Origin of the sequence: Pseudomonas sp. JH-2, assembly GCF_036231725.1 — a bacterium.
Taxonomy (GTDB): domain Bacteria; phylum Pseudomonadota; class Gammaproteobacteria; order Pseudomonadales; family Pseudomonadaceae; genus Pseudomonas; species Pseudomonas delhiensis.
This window is the reverse complement of sequence record NZ_JAZAQP010000006.1, coordinates 185,999-205,190: the sequence shown is the minus strand read 5'-3', so window position 1 is coordinate 205,190 and position 19,192 is coordinate 185,999. Positions and strand designations below refer to the sequence as shown.

General features: G+C 68.2%; 15 protein-coding genes. 9 read left to right on the top strand and 6 right to left on the bottom strand.

All coding sequences use genetic code 11. The features are described from left to right. Nucleotides 1-129 precede the first annotated feature (129 nt). Both VV867_RS06735 and rapA read right to left on the bottom strand, forming a co-directional pair. Entirely contained in the window at nt 130-579 is a 450-nt protein-coding gene (locus VV867_RS06735) for a universal stress protein (RefSeq protein WP_109936539.1), read from the bottom strand. A gap of 344 nt (nt 580-923) precedes the next feature. Next, a complete protein-coding gene (rapA, locus tag VV867_RS06730) occupies nt 924-3,779 on the bottom strand; it encodes an RNA polymerase-associated protein RapA (RefSeq protein ID WP_177412019.1) in 2,856 nt (951 codons plus the stop codon). A 225-nt stretch (nt 3,780-4,004) separates the two neighbouring features. Here rapA and VV867_RS06725 point away from each other — a divergent pair, with 225 nt between their 5' ends. From VV867_RS06725 to ccoM, 4 genes are all read left to right on the top strand, one after another. Continuing rightward, a complete protein-coding gene (locus tag VV867_RS06725) occupies nt 4,005-4,307 on the top strand; it encodes an aspartate-semialdehyde dehydrogenase (RefSeq protein WP_275627377.1) in 303 nt (100 codons plus the stop codon). A 44-nt stretch (nt 4,308-4,351) separates the two neighbouring features. Further along, nucleotides 4,352-4,945, top strand: a complete 594-nt coding sequence (locus VV867_RS06720) for an alpha-ketoglutarate-dependent dioxygenase AlkB family protein (RefSeq protein ID WP_328565933.1) — start codon at nt 4,352-4,354, stop codon at nt 4,943-4,945. A gap of 2 nt (nt 4,946-4,947) precedes the next feature. Continuing rightward, the gene (locus VV867_RS06715; RefSeq protein ID WP_009618525.1) at nt 4,948-5,109 is read left to right on the top strand and encodes a hypothetical protein; all 162 of its coding nucleotides are present in this window, start codon (nt 4,948-4,950) and stop codon (nt 5,107-5,109) included. A gap of 212 nt (nt 5,110-5,321) precedes the next feature. Beyond that, nucleotides 5,322-5,432, top strand: coding sequence for a cytochrome c oxidase subunit CcoM (ccoM, locus tag VV867_RS06710; protein ID WP_009618523.1), 111 nt, complete (start codon nt 5,322-5,324; stop codon nt 5,430-5,432). 319 nt (nt 5,433-5,751) lie between these two features. Here the strand turns inward: ccoM and VV867_RS06705 are convergent, their stop codons facing one another. Both VV867_RS06705 and VV867_RS06700 read right to left on the bottom strand, forming a co-directional pair. After that, the gene (locus tag VV867_RS06705) at nt 5,752-6,222 is read right to left on the bottom strand and encodes a MaoC family dehydratase (protein WP_009618521.1); all 471 of its coding nucleotides are present in this window, start codon (nt 6,220-6,222) and stop codon (nt 5,752-5,754) included. After that, entirely contained in the window at nt 6,219-7,169 is a 951-nt protein-coding gene (locus VV867_RS06700; protein ID WP_109936284.1) for an alpha/beta hydrolase, read from the bottom strand. The genes VV867_RS06705 and VV867_RS06700 overlap by 4 nt, the downstream gene beginning before the upstream one ends. A 223-nt stretch (nt 7,170-7,392) precedes the next feature. Between VV867_RS06700 and fadD2 the strand changes: the two genes are divergently transcribed. From fadD2 to hrpA, 4 genes are all read left to right on the top strand, one after another. Continuing rightward, entirely contained in the window at nt 7,393-9,081 is a 1,689-nt protein-coding gene (gene fadD2 / locus VV867_RS06695; protein WP_109936285.1) for a long-chain-fatty-acid--CoA ligase FadD2, read from the top strand. A 234-nt stretch (nt 9,082-9,315) separates the two neighbouring features. Next, on the top strand, nt 9,316-11,001 hold the full coding sequence (fadD1, locus tag VV867_RS06690) for a long-chain-fatty-acid--CoA ligase FadD1 (RefSeq protein WP_109936286.1): 1,686 nt from the start codon (nt 9,316-9,318) through the stop codon (nt 10,999-11,001). Nucleotides 11,002-11,072: 71 nt separating this feature from the next. Beyond that, a complete protein-coding gene (locus VV867_RS06685; protein WP_109936287.1) occupies nt 11,073-12,758 on the top strand; it encodes a methyl-accepting chemotaxis protein in 1,686 nt (561 codons plus the stop codon). Nucleotides 12,759-12,899: 141 nt separating this feature from the next. Further along, nucleotides 12,900-16,937 carry an ATP-dependent RNA helicase HrpA gene (gene hrpA / locus VV867_RS06680; RefSeq protein ID WP_328565932.1) on the top strand — a complete coding sequence of 1,346 codons (4,038 nt, stop codon included), beginning with the start codon at nt 12,900-12,902 and terminating at the stop codon, nt 16,935-16,937. Between the two features lie 328 nt (nt 16,938-17,265). Here hrpA and VV867_RS06675 read toward each other — a convergent pair whose 3' ends face one another. Continuing rightward, complete coding sequence (locus VV867_RS06675) at nt 17,266-17,970, bottom strand: glutathione S-transferase N-terminal domain-containing protein (RefSeq protein ID WP_328565931.1); 705 nt, start codon at nt 17,968-17,970, stop codon at nt 17,266-17,268. A 121-nt stretch (nt 17,971-18,091) separates the two neighbouring features. Between VV867_RS06675 and VV867_RS06670 the strand changes: the two genes are divergently transcribed. Beyond that, nucleotides 18,092-18,529, top strand: coding sequence for an HIT family protein (locus VV867_RS06670; RefSeq protein WP_089391891.1), 438 nt, complete (start codon nt 18,092-18,094; stop codon nt 18,527-18,529). Nucleotides 18,530-18,565: 36 nt separating this feature from the next. Here VV867_RS06670 and VV867_RS06665 read toward each other — a convergent pair whose 3' ends face one another. After that, a complete protein-coding gene (locus VV867_RS06665) occupies nt 18,566-18,985 on the bottom strand; it encodes a 3-isopropylmalate dehydratase (RefSeq protein WP_328565930.1) in 420 nt (139 codons plus the stop codon). Between the last annotated feature and the right edge of the window lie 207 nt (nt 18,986-19,192).

Sequence of the window (19,192 nt, the reverse complement as noted above, 5' to 3'; positions counted from 1 at the left end):
TGGTTCGTTTGGCGACTGCCAATCTACCCGCTTCCCTGACTGTCAATCCGCTCTTTCCCCAGACTCCGCGAAGAACCGAAAAAAGGCCGTGCGAGGCGCCCCGCACGGCCTTTTTCATTGGGGTTGGACTTATTTGTCGCGGACCAGCAGCACCGGGCGGTTGCTGACGCGCAGCAGGCCCTCGGCCACGCTGCCCAGCATCAGCCGGCGTACGCCGCGGCGGCCGTGGGTACCCATGACGATCAGATCGGACTTGGCGTCCTCGGCCTCGAGCTCGATGCGCTCGGCGACTTCCTCGCTGGCGCGCTCCTGGCAGACCCGGTCGAACTTCACCTTGACCTTGTCGCCCACCAGCTCGCGGGCCTTGGCCAGCACGTCGTCGGCGGCCTTCAGCGCGGCTTCGCGCAGCGGCTCGGGGTTGTAGTAGACGGCATAGTCGGGCAGATGGCGCAGCGGGCTGTCGACGATGGTGATGACGCGCAGCTCGCCGCCGGTCAGCTGGGCCAGCTTGACCGCCTCGCCCAGTGCGCGGTCCGAAACCGGGCTGCCGTCCACTGCTACCAGAATGCGCTCGTACATGATGTATCCCTCAATGAGTGGCTTGGTGGGAAAACTCTAGCTCTCCCCGGGGTGGATTCCCTTGCGCAGCGTCAATAGTAGACGGTGGGGGCGGATATGCCGGCGGTGGGGAGGGGAATGCCTGAGCTGTAGGAGCGGGCCCTGCCCGCGATTTCGCGCGCAGGGCGCGCTCCTACATGGGAATGGCGTGAGTGGGGCAGCGTAGGAGCGGATCTCATCCGCGAATCGCGCCGGATCGTCCGGCTATCGCGGACAAGGTCCGCTCCTACGGGGTGACGCCAATTGGGCGGGCATGAAAAAGGCCGCCGCGGTTTCCCGGGGCGGCCTTTTCGGCGTGGCGCGGATCAGCCGGCGACCAACACGCGGATCGCCTCCAGGCGCAGCGAGGCCTTGTCCAGCAGGGCCAGGCTCTCGTCGCGCTGGGTGCGCAGGGCTTCCAGCTCGCTGTCGCGCACGCTGGGGTTGACCTGCTTGAGCGCGGTCAGGCGCGCCAGTTCCTCGTCGAGGCTCGCCACCAGTTGCTGGCGGGCCTTCTCCACGCGTTCGGCGTGGCGCGGGGCGACCTTGGCCTCGCCGGCGGAGAACTGCTTGGCCAGCACGTCGCGCTGGGCCTGGACGAACTTGTTGGCGCTGGCGCGCGGTACGCTTTCCAACTGCTCGTGCAGCGTCTCGAAGGACACCCGGGCGGCCAGGTCGTTGCCGTTGGCGTCGAGCAGGCAGCGCAGCGCCACCGGCGGCAGGAAGCGGCCCAGCTGCAGCTTGCGCGGGGCCACCGCCTCGCTGACGAAGAGCATCTCCAGCAGCACGGTACCGGGCTTGAGCGCCTTGTTCTTGATGATCGCCACCGAGGTGTTGCCCAGCGAGCCGGACAGCACCAGGTCCATGCCGCCCTGGACCATGGGGTGTTCCCAGGTGAGGAACTGCATGTCCTCGCGGACCAGGGCCTGGGCGCGGTCGTAGGTGACGGTCACGCCCTCGTCGTCGCCCAGGGGGAAGCTGGCGTCGAGCATCTTCTCGCTGGGCTTGAGGATCAGCGCGTTCTCGGAGTGGTCCTCGCTGTCGATGCCGTAGGTGTCGAACAGCTTCTCCATGTAGATCGGCAGGGCGAATTCGTCGTCCTGCTCCTCGATGGCCTCCACCAGCGCCTCGCCCTCGCCGGCACCGCCGGAGTTCAGCTCCAGCAGGCGGTCGCGGCCGCTGTGCATCTCCGCCTCCAGGGCCAGGCGCGCGGCCTGGCCTTCTTCGAGCAGGGCGGCGAAGGCTTCGTCGTCGCCGCCGTCCAGCAGCTCCACCAGGCGTGGGCCGAAGCGGTGCTGCAGGGCGTTGCCGGTGGGGCAGGTGGCCAGGAAGGCGTTGAGCGCCTGGTGGTACCACTGGAACAGGCGTTCCTGCGGGCTGCCTTCCAGGTGCGGCACGTGCAGCTGGATGGTGTGCTGCTGGCCGATCCGGTCGAGGCGGCCGATGCGCTGTTCCAGCTGGTCCGGGTGGGCCGGCAGGTCGAACAGCACCAGGTGGTGGGCGAACTGGAAGTTGCGGCCTTCGCTGCCGATCTCCGAGCAGATCAGCACCTGGGCGCCGAATTCCTCGTCGGCGAAGTAGGCCGCCGCGCGGTCGCGCTCGAGGATGCTCATGCCCTCGTGGAACACCGTGGCCGGGATGCCCGAGCGCAGGCGCAGGGCGTCTTCCAGGTCCAGCGCGGTCTCGGCGTGGGCGCAGATCACCAGCACCTTGAACTGCTTGAGCATCTTCAGGGTGTCGATCAGCCATTCCACGCGCGGGTCGAAGCGCCACCAGCGGGCGTTCTCGTCGGTGCTGTCATCGAGCTGCGCCTGGAAGCTCACCTCCGGGTACAGGTCCGGGTGCTCGCCGATCGGCAGCTCCATGTACTCCACCGGGTTCGGCAGGGCGTAGGGGTGCAGCCGGCGCTCGGGGAAGCCGAGCACCGCGGCGCGGGTGTTGCGGAACAGCACGCGGCCGGTGCCGTGGCGGTCGAGCAGCTCGCGGACCAGGCGTGCGCGGGCCTCTTCGTCACCGCCTTCGACCGCGCCGAGCAGGTCGCTGCCGGCGTCGCCGAGGAAGCCGTGGATGGCCTCGCGGGCAGTGGGCGACAGGCGCCCGTGGTCGATCAGTTCCTGCACCGCCTCGGCCACCGGGCGGTACTGGCTGCTTTCCTGGCGGAAGGCCTCCAGGTCATGGAAGCGGTCCGGGTCGAGCAGGCGCAGGCGCGCGAAGTGGCTGTCCAGGCCGAGCTGTTCCGGGGTGGCGGTGAGCAGCAGCACGCCGGGGATGATCTGCGCCAGGGTTTCCACCAGCTGGTACTCGGGGCTGGCCTGCTCGGGGTGCCAGACCAGGTGGTGGGCCTCGTCGACCACCAGCAGGTCCCAGCCGGCGGCGCACAGGGCGTCCTGGGCGCGCTCGTCGCGCTTGATCCACTCCAGGGCCACCAGGGCCAGTTGGCTGTCCTCGAAGGGGTTGCTGGCGTCGCTCTCGGCGAAGCGCTCGCGGTCGAACAGCGCCACTTCCAGGTTGAAGCGCCGGCGCATTTCCACCAGCCACTGGTGCTGCAGGTTCTCCGGCACCAGGATGAGCACGCGGCTGGCGCGGCCGGAGAGCAGCTGGCGGTGGATCACCAGGCCGGCCTCGATGGTCTTGCCCAGGCCCACTTCGTCGGCCAGCAGTACGCGCGGGGCGATGCGGTCGGCGACTTCGCGGGCGATGTGCAGCTGGTGCGCGATGGGCTGGGCGCGGGCGCCGCCCAGGCCCCAGAGCGAGGATTGCAGCAGGCGGGTGCGGTGCTCCAGGGTGTGGTAGCGCAGGGCGAACCAGGGCATGGGGTCGATCTGCCCGGCGAACAGGCGGTCGCTGGCCAGGCGGAACTGGATGAAGTTGGACAGCTGGGTTTCCGGCAGGACCTTGGCGTCGTTGTGCGAGTTGATGCCGTGGTAGACCAGCAGGCCGTCGACCTCCTCGACCTCGCGGACGGTCATCTTCCAGCCTTCGAAATGCGTCACCTCGTCGCCCGGGGCGAAGCGCACGCGGGTCAGCGGGGCGTTGCGCTCGGCGTACTGGCGGGTATCCCCGGTGGCCGGATAGAGCACGGTGAGCAGCCGTCCGTCGAGCGCCAGGATGGTTCCCAGCCCCAATTCTGCTTCACTGTCGCTGATCCAGCGTTGACCCGGTTGATACTGCGCCATGGACACCTCCCGCAAAAAGCCGGCTATGGTAACGGAACACGCGGCTTTCAGCGACGCCCGTTCGCCCCCGGCGGCCGGGTGGAGTCGCCGCCGGGGCGACGGGCCTGCGCCAGCCCCGCGCTGCCGGCCAGGCCGGGGTGGATGCGGATTGTTCCGTGAAGTGTAGCGAGGGCGCCGGCGCCTGCCGCCGCCAGCCGACAACCTGAAGCCCGCGAGGAGCCAGCGACAGCCATGATCCCGCCGATCCCCAGCGACGTGCTGCCGGTCACCGCGCAGCAGGACCCGGCGCGCTCGCGCCCGGACGTCGCCCCGGTGGCGCCGGTGGCCCCGGCCGCCGACGATGCCGCCGTGGGCCTGGAGCGCCACCCGGCGGAGATGACGCCGCAGGAGGAATACTCGCAGCGGCAGCGGCGCCGCCGGCGGCAGGCGCAGGGCGAGGCCGCGGAAGGCGAGGGTGCGGACGCCGCCGAGGCGGTCGACGAAGGCCTGGGCGAGGCGCCGCGCAAGGGCATCTGGATCGACATCGAGGTCTGAGCGGCGTAGTAAGCTGTGCTTCTCGACCTGCTCCCGTTACCGCCATGCTGTTCGCCGACGCGCCCATCCACCTCGAACACGCCGAGCTGCGCCTGATCCCGCACTGGTGCGACCCGCCCTGCGCCGCGGCCTGGCTCGCCGAACTGGTGGAGAACACACCCTGGGAGCAGCCCCGCGTGCACCTGCACGGCCGCGACTACCCGGTGCCGCGCCTGGTGGCCTGGTACGGCGACGCCGAGGCCAGCTACCGCTACTCCGGCCTGGTCCACCGACCACTGTCTTGGACGCCGCTGCTGGCGGAAATCCGCGCGCGGGTGCAGGCCGAGGTCGGCCAGCGCCTGAACGGCGTGCTGCTCAACTATTACCGCGACGGCCGGGATTCCATGGGCTGGCACAGCGACGACGAACCGGAGCTCGGCCGCAACCCCCTGGTGGCCTCGCTGAACCTCGGCGGCACGCGGCGCTTCGACCTGCGCCGCAAGGGCCAAACGGCCATCGAGCATTCCCTGGCGCTGGATTCCGGCAGCCTGCTGGTCATGTCCGGCGCAACGCAGCATTATTGGCAGCATCAGGTGGCCAAGACGCAGCGCCCGGTCGCCCCCCGCCTGAACCTGACTTTCCGCCTGGTGCATGCCTGATCATGAGCAACGACGACAAGCTGATCGACTTCAACGCCGAGCGCGACAAGCGCATCCATGACGTCCACGAGAAACGCCTGCAGGAAGTGCGCAAGGCCTTCGAACAGGCCCTGCCGCTGGGCAAGGCCCGCAAGAAGGGCAAGGGCAAGCCGAAGAAGCGCTGAGCCCGTCCCGCCTGCCCGGATTTCCCCTTCCAAAGCCGCCCCGCGCGGCCATGCACCGCAGCCCAACCCTCCCCGAACTTGATCTGGATCAGTTATCCGAAGCCCCGTGAACCGGGGCTTTGCGGCCATTGATCCAGGTCAATATCGCGCCCCCGGCCGACGCTAACCTGAGCCCATCTTCAAAACGCACAGGGATCCAGGAGGCCAGCATCATGTTCATCGACGAAGTGGTTCTCGCCGGCATTGTCACCGTTGGTCTGATGGTCCTGTTCTGCGGTGGAGTCGGATATTTCATCTGGAAGGACAGCCACAAGAAGGGCTGATTTCCTTCCCGATCACAGAGCACGCAAGGCACTTGGGGCGACTTCGGTCGCCCGTTTTTTTTGCCTGCGATTTTTCATCGCGGATGGAGTCCGCTCCTACGGTTTCAGGGAAGCACGGGCGTAGGAGCAACTGTCTTGCAGGCTGCGCCGCCTCTTTCCAACCCGTAGGGCGCATAACGCCTACGGCGTTATCCGCCGCCGTCGTCGGGCACCGGCGTTCCGGCCGGTGGCGGATAACCGCGAACGGTTATTCGCCCTACGGTCGAGCACGGACGTAGGAGCAGACTCCGTCCGCGATTATCCGTCGGCGGAAATGTAATCAGCCGATGGTGATCGGCGGCAGCGCCGGCAGTTCGATGTCCAGCTTCTGCTTCGGCGCCAGCACCTCGGCTTCGCCTTCCACCACCGCCTCGCCGTTCTGGTTGAGCACGCGGGTGCCGATGCGCACGCGGTTCTTCGGCAGTTTCTCCAGCACTTCCAGCTCCACGTCGAGCACGTCGCCGATCTTCACCGGGCGGGTGAAGCGCAGGCTCTGGCCCAGGTAGATGGTGCCCGGGCCGGGCAGGGTGGTGGCGATCGCCGCGCTGATCAGCGCGCCGCTGAGCATGCCGTGGGCGATGCGCTCCTTGAACAGGGTGGTGGCGGCGTAGTCGGCATCCAGGTGGACCGGGTTGCGGTCGCCGGAGACTTCGGCGAAGAGCTGGATGTCGCGCTCGCCGACCGGGCGCTGGAAGCTGGCTTTCTGCCCGACTTCGAGCTCGGCGTAGGGAACGTTCTGCACCTGGGTCATGGCTTTTCCTCGTGGTTCGCGCCTTGGCCTGCGGAAAGGACTCCGTCCAGCCAGGCGATCAGGTTGCGGGTGACCTCGTCGCGGTTGGTCTCGTTGAACAACTCGTGGCGGGCCTCGGGGTAGATCTGCGTTTGGACGTCGCGAACCCCGGCGCGGGTCATCGCCCGGGCCAGGTCGCGCAGGCGCTTGCCCTGGCTGACCGGGTCGCGCTCGCCGCCGATGATCAGCAGCGGCAGGGCCGGGGCGATGCGCGCCAGGTGCGGCACCGGGGTGATGTCTTCCAGGCCGCCGAGCAGGTCGATCCACAGCTGGTTGCTGCAGCGGAAGCCGCACAGCGGGTCGCTGATGTACTTGTCCACCTCGCGGGTATCGCGGCTGAGCCAGTCGAATTCCGTGCGGTTGGGCTTGAAGGCCTTGTTGAAGGAGCCGAAGGAGAGGAACTCGATCAGTGCGCTGCGCCCCAGCGGGCCCTGGCGCCAGCGCTCGAAGCGGGCCACCAGGCGCGCGCTGCGGTACAGCGCCACCGGCTGGTAGTTGGAGCCGGAGAGCACCGCGCCTTGCAGCGTGGCGCTGTGCTGCAGCAGGTAGGCGGTACCGATGTAGCTGCCCATGCTGTGGCCGAGCAGGACCACCGGCAGGCCGGGGTGCTGCTCGCGCACGTGGCGGTTGAGGGTGAGCAGGTCGCCCACCACCTTGCCCCAGCCGCCCTGGTCGGCGTAGTGGCCCAGGTCGCCGTGCTCGGCGGTGCGGCCGTGGCCGCGCTGGTCGATGGCGAACAGCGCCCAGCCGGCGGCGTTCAGCGCCTCGCCCAGGCGGGCGTAGCGCCCGGCGTGCTCGGCCATGCCGTGGGAGAGCATCACCACGCCCCTCGGTGCGTCGGCGGCCCAATGGTGGGTGTACAGCGGGGTCTGGTCGCTGGCGGTCAGCCAGTAGGCGGCGTACGGCATGGGCAATCCTTGTGCCGGCTCGGGGTGGCGGCATTCTAGCAGCGGCCGGCAATGCGCAGTGAATCCCGCCCGCGGTGGGGCGAGATTCACGAAATAAATGGGAAGGCCCGAACTATTTGCGCTCCTCCGGGCAACTGCTACTTTGCGACGGATGCCCCAGCGCCGGAAGCCCGAGGGAGCCGGCCGGGAACAGCCTTGCAGGTAATAAAGAGGACAACAGCCAATGCAAGCGGAATTCTGGAACGACAAACGTCCCGCCGGTGTGCCCAGCCAGCTCGACCTGGGCGCCTACAAGTCGGTGGTGGAAGTGTTCGAGCGCTCCTGCAAGCGCTTCGCCGACCGCCCGGTGTTCAGCAACATGGGCGTGACCCTCACCTACGCCGAGCTGGACCGCCTGTCCGCCGCCTTCGCCGCCTACCTGCAGCGCAATACCGACCTCAAGCCCGGCGAGCGCATCGCCGTGCAGATGCCCAATGTCCTGCAATACCCCATCGCCGTGTTCGGCGCCCTGCGCGCCGGCCTGGTGGTGGTCAACACCAACCCGCTGTACACCGCCCGCGAGATGCGCCACCAGTTCAAGGACTCGGGGGCGCGGGCGCTGGTCTACGTCAACCTGTTCGGCAAGCTGGTGCAGGAGGTGCTGCCGGACACCGGCATCGAGTACCTGATCGAGGCGCAGATGGGCGACCTGCAGCCGGCGCTCAAGGGCCTGCTGGTCAATGCCGTGGTCAAGCACGTGAAGAAGATGGTGCCGGACTACCAGCTGCCCCAGGCGGTGCCCTTCAGGGAGGTGCTGCAGCAGGGCCGCGGCCACGCCCTGCAGCCGGTCAAGGTCGGCCTGGAGGACATCGCCGTGCTGCAGTACACCGGCGGCACCACCGGCGTGGCCAAGGGCGCCATGCTCAGCCACGGCAACCTGGTGGCGAACATGCTGCAGGTGGACGCCTGCCTGTCGCAGCACGGCCCCGACGGTCGCCCGCTGATGAACGAGGGCGGCGAGGTGATGATCGCGCCGCTGCCGCTGTACCACATCTATGCCTTCACCGCGAATTGCATGTGCATGATGCACAACGGCAACCACAACGTGCTCATCAGCAACCCGCGCGACATCCCCGGCTTCATCAAGGAGCTGAAGAAGTGGCGCTTCTCCTCGCTGCTGGGGCTGAACACCCTGTTCGTGGCGCTGATGGAGCACCCGGAGTTCAAGGACCTGGACTTCTCCAACCTCAAGGTCACCAACTCCGGCGGCACCGCGCTGGTCTCGGCCACCGCCGAGCGCTGGAAGGCCGCCACCGGCTGCACCGTGGTCGAGGGCTACGGCCTCACCGAGACCTCGCCGGTGGTCAGCACCAACCCCTACGGCGAGCTGGCGCGCCTGGGCACCGTGGGCATCCCGGTGGTGGGCACCGCGCTCAAGGTGATCGACGACGAGGGCAACGAGCAGCCCCTGGGCGAGCGTGGCGAGCTGTGCGTGAAGGGCCCGCAGGTGATGAAGGGCTACTGGCAGCGCCCGGAAGCCACCGCCGAGGTGCTGGACGCCGAGGGCTGGCTGCGCACCGGCGACATCGCGGTGATAGACGCGGACGGTTTCGTGCGCATCGTCGACCGCAAGAAGGACCTGATCATCGTCTCCGGCTTCAACGTCTACCCCAACGAGATCGAGGACGTGGTCATGGCCCACCCGAAGGTGGCCAACTGCGCCGCGGTCGGGGTGCCGGACGAACGTTCCGGCGAGGCCGTCAAACTCTTCGTCGTGGCCCGTGAGCCGGGGCTGACGGTGGAAGAGCTGAAGGCCTACTGCAAGGAAAACTTCACCGGCTACAAGGTACCCAAGCAGATCGTCCTCAAGGAGGCCCTGCCGATGACCCCGGTGGGCAAGATCCTCCGCCGCGAGCTGCGCGAGAGCGCCTGAAACCGACGTCGAAGGCCCTGTTCCGGGGCTTTCCGACGACTGTCATAAAACGTGACCGAAAGCATTGCTTTCGGTCATTTTTTTACCGGCTGACCGGTCTTTGTGCTGGTCGCTCCCCGGCAAAGCTGATAATCTCGGCGCGCCTTCGCTTCCCCGAAAGGGCCGGCAGGCGTCAAAATCACAACAAACAGCCGCATAGCGGTGTATCAGCTGTTGCTTACGGAGTGGGCTTCCATGATCGACAATTTCTGGAAGGACAAATATCCAGCAGGTATCGCTGCCGAGATCAATGCCGACCAGTACCCGAACATCCTCGCGGTACTCAAGGAGTCCTGCCAACGCTTTGCCAACAAGCCTGCCTTCAGCAACCTTGGCAAGACCCTGACCTACGGCGAGCTGTACCAGCTTTCCGGTGACTTCGCCGCCTACCTGCAGAACAACACCGACCTGCAACCGGGCGACCGCATCGCGGTGCAACTGCCCAACGTCCTGCAGTACCCCATCGTGGTGTTCGGCGCCATGCGCGCCGGCCTCATCGTGGTCAACACCAACCCGCTGTACACCGCGCGGGAGATGGAGCACCAGTTCAACGATTCCGGCGCCAAGGCGCTGGTGTGCCTGGCCAACATGGCCCACCTGGCCGAGGAAGTGCTGCCGCGCACCGGCATCCGCCACGTGCTCATCACCGAGGTCGCCGACCTGCTGCCGCCGCTCAAGCGCCTGCTGGTCAACGCGGTGGTCAGGTACGTCAAGAAGATGGTCCCGGCCTACCACATCGGCAACGCCGTCAAGCTCAACGACGCCCTGGCCAAGGGCCGCGGCAAGAGCGTGCGCGAGGCGTCGCCCAAGGCCGACGACGTGGCCGTGCTGCAGTACACCGGCGGCACCACCGGGGTGGCCAAGGGCGCCATGCTGACCCACCGCAACCTGGTGGCCAACATGATGCAGTGCAAGGAGCTGATGGCTTCGAACCTGCAGGAGGGTTGCGAGATCCTCATCGCGCCGCTGCCGCTGTACCACATCTACGCCTTCACCTTCCATTGCATGGCGATGATGCTCACCGGCAACCACAACGTCCTGGTGACCAACCCGCGCGACCTGAACGCCTTCTCCAAGGAGCTCTCGGCCTGGAAGTTCACCGGCTTCGTCGGCCTGAACACCCTGTTCGTCGGCCTGTGCAACAACGAGGCGTTCCGCAAGCTGGACTTCTCCAGCCTGAAGCTGACCCTCTCCGGCGGCATGGCCCTGCAACAGGCCGCGGCCGAGCGCTGGAAGGAAGTCACCGGCTGCGCCATCTGCGAAGGCTACGGCATGACCGAGACCAGCCCGGTGGTGTCGGTGAACCCGTTCCAGAAGATCCAGATCGGCACCATCGGCATCCCGGTGCCCTCGACCCTGTGCAAGGTCATCGACGACGCCGGCAACGAGCTGCCCCTGGGCGAGCGCGGCGAGCTGTGCGTGAAGGGCCCGCAGGTGATGAAGGGCTACTGGCAGCGCCAGGAGGCCACCGACGAGATCCTCGACGCGGACGGCTGGCTGCGCACCGGCGACGTGGCGATCATCCAGGAAGACGGCTACATGCGCATCGTCGACCGCAAGAAGGACATGATCCTGGTCAGCGGCTTCAACGTGTACCCCAACGAGCTGGAAGACGTGCTGGCGACCCTCCCCGGCGTGCTGCAGTGCGCCGCCATCGGCGTGCCGGACGAGCGTTCCGGCGAGGTGATCAAGGTGTTCGTGGTGCCGCGCCCGGGCGTGACCCTGACCAAGGAGCAGGTGGTCAAGCACATGCACGACAACCTGACCGGCTACAAGCGTCCGAAGTTCGTGGAATTCCGCGAGAGCCTGCCGACCACCAACGTCGGCAAGATCCTCCGCCGCGAATTGCGTGACGAAGAGCTAAAGAAGGCCAGGGCCTGAGCCGATAACAAGAAACCCGCCACACGGCGGGTTTTTTGATGCCGTCGTCCCTGCCTACGGAGGCCGCCCCCGTGATTCCCTCCCTGCGCCTGCGCGCCAAGGTCCTGAGCCTGGCGCTGATTCCCATCCTGCTCCTCACCCTGGTGCTCTGCGCCGTGACCCTGGTGGCGCTGAAGCGGCTGTCCACGCAACAGGAGGAACAGATCCGCCAGAGCCTGATCGAGGACCGCCAAGTCCAGCTCAAGCAGTTCGTCGACGTCGCCCTGGCGGCGGTCGGCCCGCAGTACCAGGCCGCGGCCGAGGGCGACGCCGCGGCGCGCCAGGCCGGGGTAGCGCTGCTCAAGCGCCTCACCTACGGCAACGGTGGCTACTTCTGGGGTTATGACACCCGCTCGGTGCGCGTCTTCCAGGGCACCACCGAAGAACGTATCGGCGAAGACTTCAGCAGCTTCCGCGACCCCAATGGCGTCTATGCCATCCGCGAGCTGGTGCGCGCCGGCCAGGACGACAGCCACTACGTGCACTACAGCTTCACCCGCCCGGGCAACAGCGCCATCGTGCCGAAGATCGGCTACGCCCAGTACCTGCCGAAGTGGAACCTGGTGTTCGGCACCTCGCTGAACCTGGACGACATCGAGGAGGACGTGCAGAAGGCCCGCGAACAGTTGCACGACCATATCAACGACCTGCTGCTGCTGATGATCGGCTCGGCGCTGGCGCTGCTGGTGGTCATCGGCCTGGTGGCGGTGCCCACCGGCAACGCCATCGTCCGCCCGCTGCTGCGGATCAAGGCCAACCTCGACGACATGGCCGCCGGCGATGGCAACCTGACCCACCGCCTGCCGGTGGAAAGCCGTGACGAACTGGGCGAACTGGCGCAGTCGTTCAACCGCTTCGTCGAGAAGATCCACAACCTGGTGCAGCAGGTGGCCGGCACCACCGGGCAACTGTCCGGCCTGGTCGGCAACGTCGCCCAGCAGGCGCAGCGCTCGGAGCAGGCGATGGCCGGCCAGCGCAGCGAGACCGACCAGGTGGCCACGGCGATCAACGAGATGACCGCCGCCGCCCAGGAAGTGGCGCGCAGCGCCCAGCGCGCTGCCGACGCCGCCCGCGACACCGACCGCGAGGGCCAGGCGGCCAAGCGCGAGGTGGACCTGTGCGTGGCGCAGATCAACGACCTGGCCGGCGAGGTGAGCAGCAGCAGCGAGGCCCTGGACACCCTCAGCCAGGACGTGCGCGGCATCGTCGGCGTGCTGGAAGTGATCCGCTCCATCGCCGAGCAGACCAACCTGCTGGCGCTCAACGCGGCCATCGAGGCGGCCCGCGCCGGCGAGGCCGGGCGCGGTTTCGCGGTGGTCGCCGACGAAGTGCGCGCACTGGCCAGCCGCACCCAGCAGAGCACTGGCGAGATCCAGCAGATGATCGACCGCCTGCAGGCCACCACCGCCGGCTCCGTGCAGGCCATGCAGCGCGCCAGCGAGATGGCCGGGCGCACCCGCAGCCAGGCCGACCAGGCCGGGCAGTCGCTGGACGCCATGGCCAACCTGATCGGCACCATCAACTCGATGAACGCGCAGATCGCCAGCGCCGCCGAGGAACAGACCGCGGTGGCCGAGGAGATCAACCGCAGCGTGCACCAGATCGCCGATGCCGTGGACCAGGTGGCCGAGGACTCCGTGCAGGGCGCGCGCACCGCCGGCGAGCTGAGCGGCCTGGGCGAGCGGCTGCGCCAACTGGTCGGCCAGTTCCGCATCTGACCCCCGCCTGAAAAGCCGCCGCCATGCATTGGGCATGGCGGCGCCGGCCGCTGGTCTGCGACAATCCCCGCATTTGTCCCATTCCGGAGCGGCCGCCTGCCAGGCGCGCGGCCGCATTCCGCCGAAACGCCAGCGCAGCCGATGACCGACGTAACGCCCAGCCCCGACCAGCTCCTGCAACGCCTCGACCAGGCGTTGATCCGCGACCGCCACCGCCTGCGCCGGCAGTTCCACGAACTGCGCAAGCACCCCGACGAAGGCAAACTGGCGCAGTGGGTCGAGCGCTTCCAGGCCTCCTGCGCCAAGGTCGAGGCGCGCCGCGCCAGCGTCCCGGCGATCCGCTACGACGACAGCCTGCCCATCGCCGCCAAGCGCGACGAGATCAAGGCCGCGCTGCAGAAGAGCCAGGTGGTGGTGATCGCCGGCGAGACCGGCTCGGGCAAGACCACCCAGCTGCCGAAGATCTGCCTGGAGCTGGGCCGCGGCAGCCACGGCCTGATCGGCCACACCCAGCCGCGCCGCCTGGCTGCGCGCAGCGTCGCCACACGGGTGGCCGAGGAGATCGGCACGCCGCTGGGTTCGCTGGTGGGCTACCAGGTGCGCTTCGAGGACCAGAGCGACGACAGCACCTTGGTCAAGCTGATGACCGACGGCATCCTGCTGGCCGAGACCCAGCACGACCGCTACCTGGAGCGCTACGACACCATCATCGTCGACGAGGCCCACGAGCGCAGCCTGAACATCGACTTCCTGCTCGGCTTCCTCAAGACCCTGCTGCCGCGCCGGCCCGACCTCAAGCTGATCATCACCTCGGCGACCATCGACCTGGAGCGCTTCTCCAGGCATTTCGGCGATGCGCCCATCGTCGAGGTCTCCGGGCGCACCTACCCGGTGGACACCTGGTACCGGCCGCTGGCCGCGGAAGTGGACGAAGACGGCGAAGCGCTGTTCGACGACCTCTCGGTGGACGAAGGCATCCTCCGCGCGCTGGACGAGATCGCCGCCCACGAGCGCGAGATCGGCAAGCGCCCCGGCGACGTGCTGGTGTTCCTTCCCGGCGAGCGTGAGATTCGCGATGCCGCCGACATGCTGCGCAAGGCCAACCTGCGCCATACCGAGGTGCTGCCGCTGTACGCGCGGCTGACCCCGGCGGAGCAGCAGAAGATCTTCGCGCCCATGCCGGGGCGCAAGATCGTGCTCGCCACCAACGTCGCCGAGACCTCGCTGACGGTGCCGGGCATCCGCTACGTGATCGACAGCGGCACCGCGCGCATCAGCCGCTACAGCTACCGCGCCAAGGTCCAGCGCCTGCCCATCGAGGCCATCTCCCAGGCCAGCGCCAACCAGCGCAAGGGCCGCTGCGGGCGGGTCGAGCCGGGCATCTGCGTGCGCCTGTACAGCGAGGAAGACTTCAACGGCCGGCCGGCCTTCACCGACCCGGAAATCCTGCGCACCAACCTGGCGGCGGTGATCCTGCAGATGCTCCACCTGCGCCTGGGTGACATCGAGGCCTTCCCCTTCATCGAGCCGCCGGACGGCAAGGCGATCAAGGACGGCTTCACCCTGCTGCAGGAGCTCTCGGCGGTGAACCGCGAGGGCCAGCTGACGCCGCTGGGCCGCCAACTGGCGCGCCTGCCGGTGGACCCGCGGCTGGGCCGCATGCTGCTGGAAGCGGCCAACCAGGGCAGCCTCAACGAAGTGCTGACGGTGGCCAGCGCGCTCTCCGTGCAGGACCCGCGCGAACGCCCGATCGAACGCCAGCAGGCCGCCGACCAGGCCCACGCGCAGTGGAAGGACCCGGACTCGGACTTCGCCGCGCTGATCAACCTCTGGCGCGGCTTCGAGGAACAGCGCCAGGCCCTGGGCTCCAACGCCCTGCGCAGCTGGTGTCGGAAGAACTTCCTCAACTATTTGCGTCTTCGCGAGTGGAGAGACGCGCACCGCCAGCTCACCCTGATCTGCCGCGAACTCAAACTCCCCTTCGGCAAGGGCGATGCTCCCCGTAGGAGCGAGCTTGCTCGCGAACAACCCAACGCTCCGAAACCCCAGGCGGCCAAAGACGCGAAGAGCGTTCGCGAGCAAGCTCGCTCCTACAAGGAAGGGGAGCAGCCCAAGCGCGACATCGACTATGGCGCGGTGCACAAGGCCATCCTCTCCGGCCTGCTCAGCCAGATCGGCCAGAAGTCCGAGGACGGCGACTACCTGGGCGCGCGCCAGCGGCGCTTCTGGATCCACCCCTCCAGCGTCATCGGGCGCAAGAAGCCGCAGTGGATCATGGCCGCCGAACTGGTCGAGACCACCAAGCTGTTCGCCCGCATGGTGGCGAAGATCGAGCCGGACTGGCTGGAACCCCTGGCCGGCCACCTGGTGAAGAAGAACCACCTGGAACCGCACTGGGAGAAGAAGCGCGGCCAGGTGGTGGCCTACGAGCAGGTGACCCTCTACGGGCTGATCATCGTCGGCCGTCGCGCCGTGCACTACGGCCCCATCGACCCGCCGGTGGCGCGCGAGCTGTTCATCCGCGAGGCGCTGGTGCGCGGCGAAATCAACAGCCGCGCCAAGTGCCTCTCGGCCAACCGCCAACTGCTGGAAAAGCTCGACGAGCTGGAGGCCAAGGCGCGCCGCCGCGACATCCTCGCCGACGAAGAAACCCTGTTCGCCTACTACGACGCGCGCCTGCCGGCGGACATCTACCAGACCGCCAGCTTCGAGAAATGGTACGAGCGCGAGCACAAGCAGCAGCCCGACCTGCTGATCATGCGCGAGGAAGACGTGCTCGCCCGCGACGCCAGCGAAGTCACCGCCGGCCTCTACCCGGACCGCCTGCGCCTGGGTGAGCTGCAGTTGCCGCTGACCTACCACTTCGAGCCGGGCCACCCGCGCGACGGCGTGACCCTGCGGGTGCCGGCGCCGCTGCTGCCGCAGCTGCCCGCCGAGCGCCTGGAATGGTTGGTGCCGGGCCTGCTGGAGGCCAAGTGCGTGGCGCTGGTGCGCAACCTGCCCAAGGCCATCCGCAAGAACTTCGTGCCGGTGCCGGACTTCGTCCGCGCGGCGCTGGGCAAGATGGTCTTCGCCGAAGGCGCGCTGCCCGAGGCCCTCGGTCGCGAACTACAACGCATGACCGGCGGCCGCGTGGCCGAGGAAGCCTGGGCCGAAGCCGAGACCCAGGTGGAAAGCCACCTGCGGATGAACATCGAGGTGGTGGACGCCCGCGGCAAGTTCCTCGGCGAAGGCCGCGACCTCGCCGAACTCACCGCGCGCTTCGCCGAAGCCAGCCAGGCCGCCCTGGCCATCCCGCAGGCCGACAAGCCGCAGAAACCGGTGGAAGCCAAGGGCTTCGCCGAGGTGGCCGAGAAGGCCCAGCAGAAGGTCGCCGGGCTGTCGATGACGGTCTATCCGGCGCTGGTGGAGGAGGGCGGCACGGTCAAGGAAAACCGCTTCCCGACCCAGGCCGAGGCCGAGTACCAGCACCGCCGCGCCCTGCAGCGCCTGCTGTTGCAGCAGCTCGCCGAGCCGGCCAAGTTCCTCCGCGGCAAGCTGCCGGGGCAGACCGAGATGGGCCTGCTGTACCGCGAGCTGGGCCGCGTCGAGGCGCTGGTGGAAGACATCCTCCTGGCCAGCCTGGACAACTGCATCCTCGAAGGCGAGGCGAACCTGCCCCGCGACGGCGCGGCCCTGGCCTCGCTGGCGGAGAAGAAGCGCGGCGCCTGGACCGAGCACGCCGAGCGCATCGCCCGCCTGGTGCTGGAAATCCTCAAGCTGTGGCACGGCCTGCAGAAGCGCTTCAAGGGCAAGGTCGACCTGGCCATGACGGTGCCGCTCAACGACGTGAAGGGGCAACTGGCCAACCTGGTCTACCCCGGCTTCGTCCGCGACACCCCGCTGGAATGGCTGAAGGAATACCCGCGCTACCTGAAGGCGGTGGAACAGCGCCTGGACAAGGTCGCCGGCCAGGTCCAGCGCGACCGCGTGTGGAGCGGCGAGATGGCCGGCTACTGGGACCAGTACAAGGCCCGCCAGGCCAAGCACGCCCAGGAAGGCAAGCGCGACCCGCAGCTGACCCTGTACCGCTGGATGCTGGAGGAATACCGCGTGTCGCTGTTCGCCCAGCAACTGGGGACCAAGGTGCCGGTGTCGGACAAGCGCCTGTCCAAGCAATGGAGCCAGGTGGAGGCCTGACGCGGTTTTTCGTAGGAGCGAGGGGGACGCCTAGTTCTTGCTCGCGAACGATGGTGTCAGGTTCGGCTCCGGAGCGGTGTCGAAGTCCGTCCCCTCTCCCCAGCCCTCTCCCTGAAGGGAGAGGGGGCTTGTCCGTGCCGAGAAAGGATTTGGTGTTAGCCGGAGGCTCGGTACAAGCCGGCTAACGCCGAAACACCCGAGTACGCCGAACGGTCCCCTCTCCCTTCAGGGAGAGGGTTAGGGAGAGGGCGTTCTTGAGGATGCGCACCGACCCGCCCGGCTGCCATCGTTCACGAGCAAGCTCGCTCCTACAGGCCCAACCCCAACCTCAACCCCGCTCCGGAATCCCCAACCCCCGCTGCACGGCCGGCCGCGCCAGGAAGGCTTCCAGCACCCGCTGCACATTGCCGAAACGCTCGAACTGCACCAGGTCGCCGGCCTCGTAGAAGCCCACCAGGTTGCGCACCCAGGGGAAGATGGCGATGTCGGCGATGCCGTATTCCTGACCCATCACCCAGTCGCGCCCTTCCAGGCGCTGGTCCAGCACCGCGAGCAGCCGCCGGGACTCCTCCACGTAGCGATTCAGCGGCCGCTTGTCCTCGATCTCGCGGCCGGCGAACTTGTTGAAGAAGCCGAGCTGGCCGAACATCGGGCCGATGCCGCCCATCTGGAACATCAGCCACTGGATCGCCTCGTAGCGCCGGGCTGGGTCCTGGGGCAGCAGCTGGCCGGTCTTGTCGGCCAGGTAGATGAGGATGGCGCCGGACTCGAACAGCGCCAGCGGCTGGCCGCCGGGGCCGTTGGGGTCGAGGATGGCGGGGATCTTGTTGTTCGGGTTCAGCGAGAGGAATTCCGGGCTGAACTGGTCGTTGCGCTCGAAGCTGACCAGGTGCGGCTCGTAGGCCAGGCCGGTTTCCTCCAGCATGATCGACACCTTCACGCCGTTGGGCGTGGGCAGCGAGTACAGCTGCAGGACGTCGGGGCGGGTGGCGGGCCATTTGCGGGTGATCGGGAAGTCGGCGAGCGAAGGCATGGGAACTCCGGTCTGAAAGTCGAACGCCCAGCATACGCCGCCGAACCTGCTGGGGGGAGGTGCCAGCGGCGCCGCGAGCCGGTATGGTGCTGCCTCCGATCCACCGCTCAAGGACAGCGCCATGAGCCTGCAAGGCACCTACGACCCGCAGAACATCTTCGCCCAGATCATTCGCGGCGACGCCCCCTGCTACAAGCTGTACGAGGACGACGACGTGCTCGCCTTCCTCGACCTCTTCCCGCAGTCCCACGGCCATGCGCTGGTGGTGCCCAAGCGCAGCGCCGCGCGCAACATCCTCGAGGTCGACCCCGACGCGCTGTGCAAGGTGATGGGCGTGGTGCAGCGCCTGACCCGCGCGATCGTCGACGAGCTGAACCCCGACGGCGTGCAGGTGGCCCAGTTCAACGGCGCGCCGGCCGGGCAGACGGTGTTCCACATCCACGTGCACATAGTGCCGCGCTATGCCGGCCAGGGCCTGGGCATCCACGCCGCGCAGAAGGCCGACCCCGCCGAGCTGGAGCAGCTGCAGGCGCGCCTGGTGCGACGTATCGACGGGTAAAGCGGGGAAGGGCGGGGCCGTGGCCCCGCCCGGGCGTCAACGCTGGGCCGGGAGGATGTCGAAGCCTTTGTTGGCGTCGCTGAGGATGCGGAACTGCGCGGTCTCGCCGGCGGCGAGGTCCACCAGCAGTTCGCGGCGCAGCAGGCCCTTGCTGCACAGGCCCTCGCCCTGTTCGTCGGCGCCGATGCCGACGATGTGCTGGCCGGGCGGCAGCTGGAAGCTGGCGGTCTCGCCCACGGCGATACGCGCGGCCAACTGGCGGTCGATCTTGAAGGCGACCATGCAGCCGCCACCGAGGAAGCCCAGGTCGCGCTCGATCTCGACCTTGGCGCCGCCCTGGGCGCTCTGCTGGAAGCCCAGCAGGCGGTCGGCGGGCACCGTGCCGGTTTGCTTGGCCTGGTAGGACGAGCAGCCGGCCAGGGCCAGCAGGGACAGCGAAGCGATCAGTACGCGCATGGGCGCCCTCCGTGGTTGGGGTTCCTCGAAGGCTAGCGCAGCGGCGATGAAGCTGCCGTGAATTCGCCGTGGGGGTGGTGGGCGCCTCCGTTGCACCGTCCGGCGGGCGACGACCGGCGGTGATGCCGGGCGGGCGGACTGGCTAGACTCCACCCACGCGGATGGGCGGTCGTTTCGTCCAGCGCTCCGCCATGCCGGGCGGGGCCA

Bases quoted from the DNA above. Each gene is read 5' to 3' on its own strand.
- VV867_RS06720 (WP_328565933.1), top strand. From the start codon at position 4,352: ATGCTGTTCGCCGACGCGCCCATCCACCTCGAACACGCCGAGCTGCGC.
- VV867_RS06675 (WP_328565931.1), bottom strand. From the start codon at position 17,970: ATGCCTTCGCTCGCCGACTTCCCGATCACCCGCAAATGGCCCGCCACC.
- VV867_RS06665 (WP_328565930.1), bottom strand. From the start codon at position 18,985: ATGCGCGTACTGATCGCTTCGCTGTCCCTGCTGGCCCTGGCCGGCTGC.
- VV867_RS06705 (WP_009618521.1), bottom strand. From the start codon at position 6,222: ATGACCCAGGTGCAGAACGTTCCCTACGCCGAGCTCGAAGTCGGGCAG.
- VV867_RS06700 (WP_109936284.1), bottom strand. From the start codon at position 7,169: ATGCCGTACGCCGCCTACTGGCTGACCGCCAGCGACCAGACCCCGCTG.
- VV867_RS06670 (WP_089391891.1), top strand. From the start codon at position 18,092: ATGAGCCTGCAAGGCACCTACGACCCGCAGAACATCTTCGCCCAGATC.
- VV867_RS06725 (WP_275627377.1), top strand. From the start codon at position 4,005: ATGATCCCGCCGATCCCCAGCGACGTGCTGCCGGTCACCGCGCAGCAG.
- fadD1 (WP_109936286.1), top strand. From the start codon at position 9,316: ATGATCGACAATTTCTGGAAGGACAAATATCCAGCAGGTATCGCTGCC.
- fadD2 (WP_109936285.1), top strand. From the start codon at position 7,393: ATGCAAGCGGAATTCTGGAACGACAAACGTCCCGCCGGTGTGCCCAGC.
- VV867_RS06735 (WP_109936539.1), bottom strand. From the start codon at position 579: ATGTACGAGCGCATTCTGGTAGCAGTGGACGGCAGCCCGGTTTCGGAC.
- hrpA (WP_328565932.1), top strand. From the start codon at position 12,900: ATGACCGACGTAACGCCCAGCCCCGACCAGCTCCTGCAACGCCTCGAC.
- ccoM (WP_009618523.1), top strand. From the start codon at position 5,322: ATGTTCATCGACGAAGTGGTTCTCGCCGGCATTGTCACCGTTGGTCTG.
- VV867_RS06715 (WP_009618525.1), top strand. From the start codon at position 4,948: ATGAGCAACGACGACAAGCTGATCGACTTCAACGCCGAGCGCGACAAG.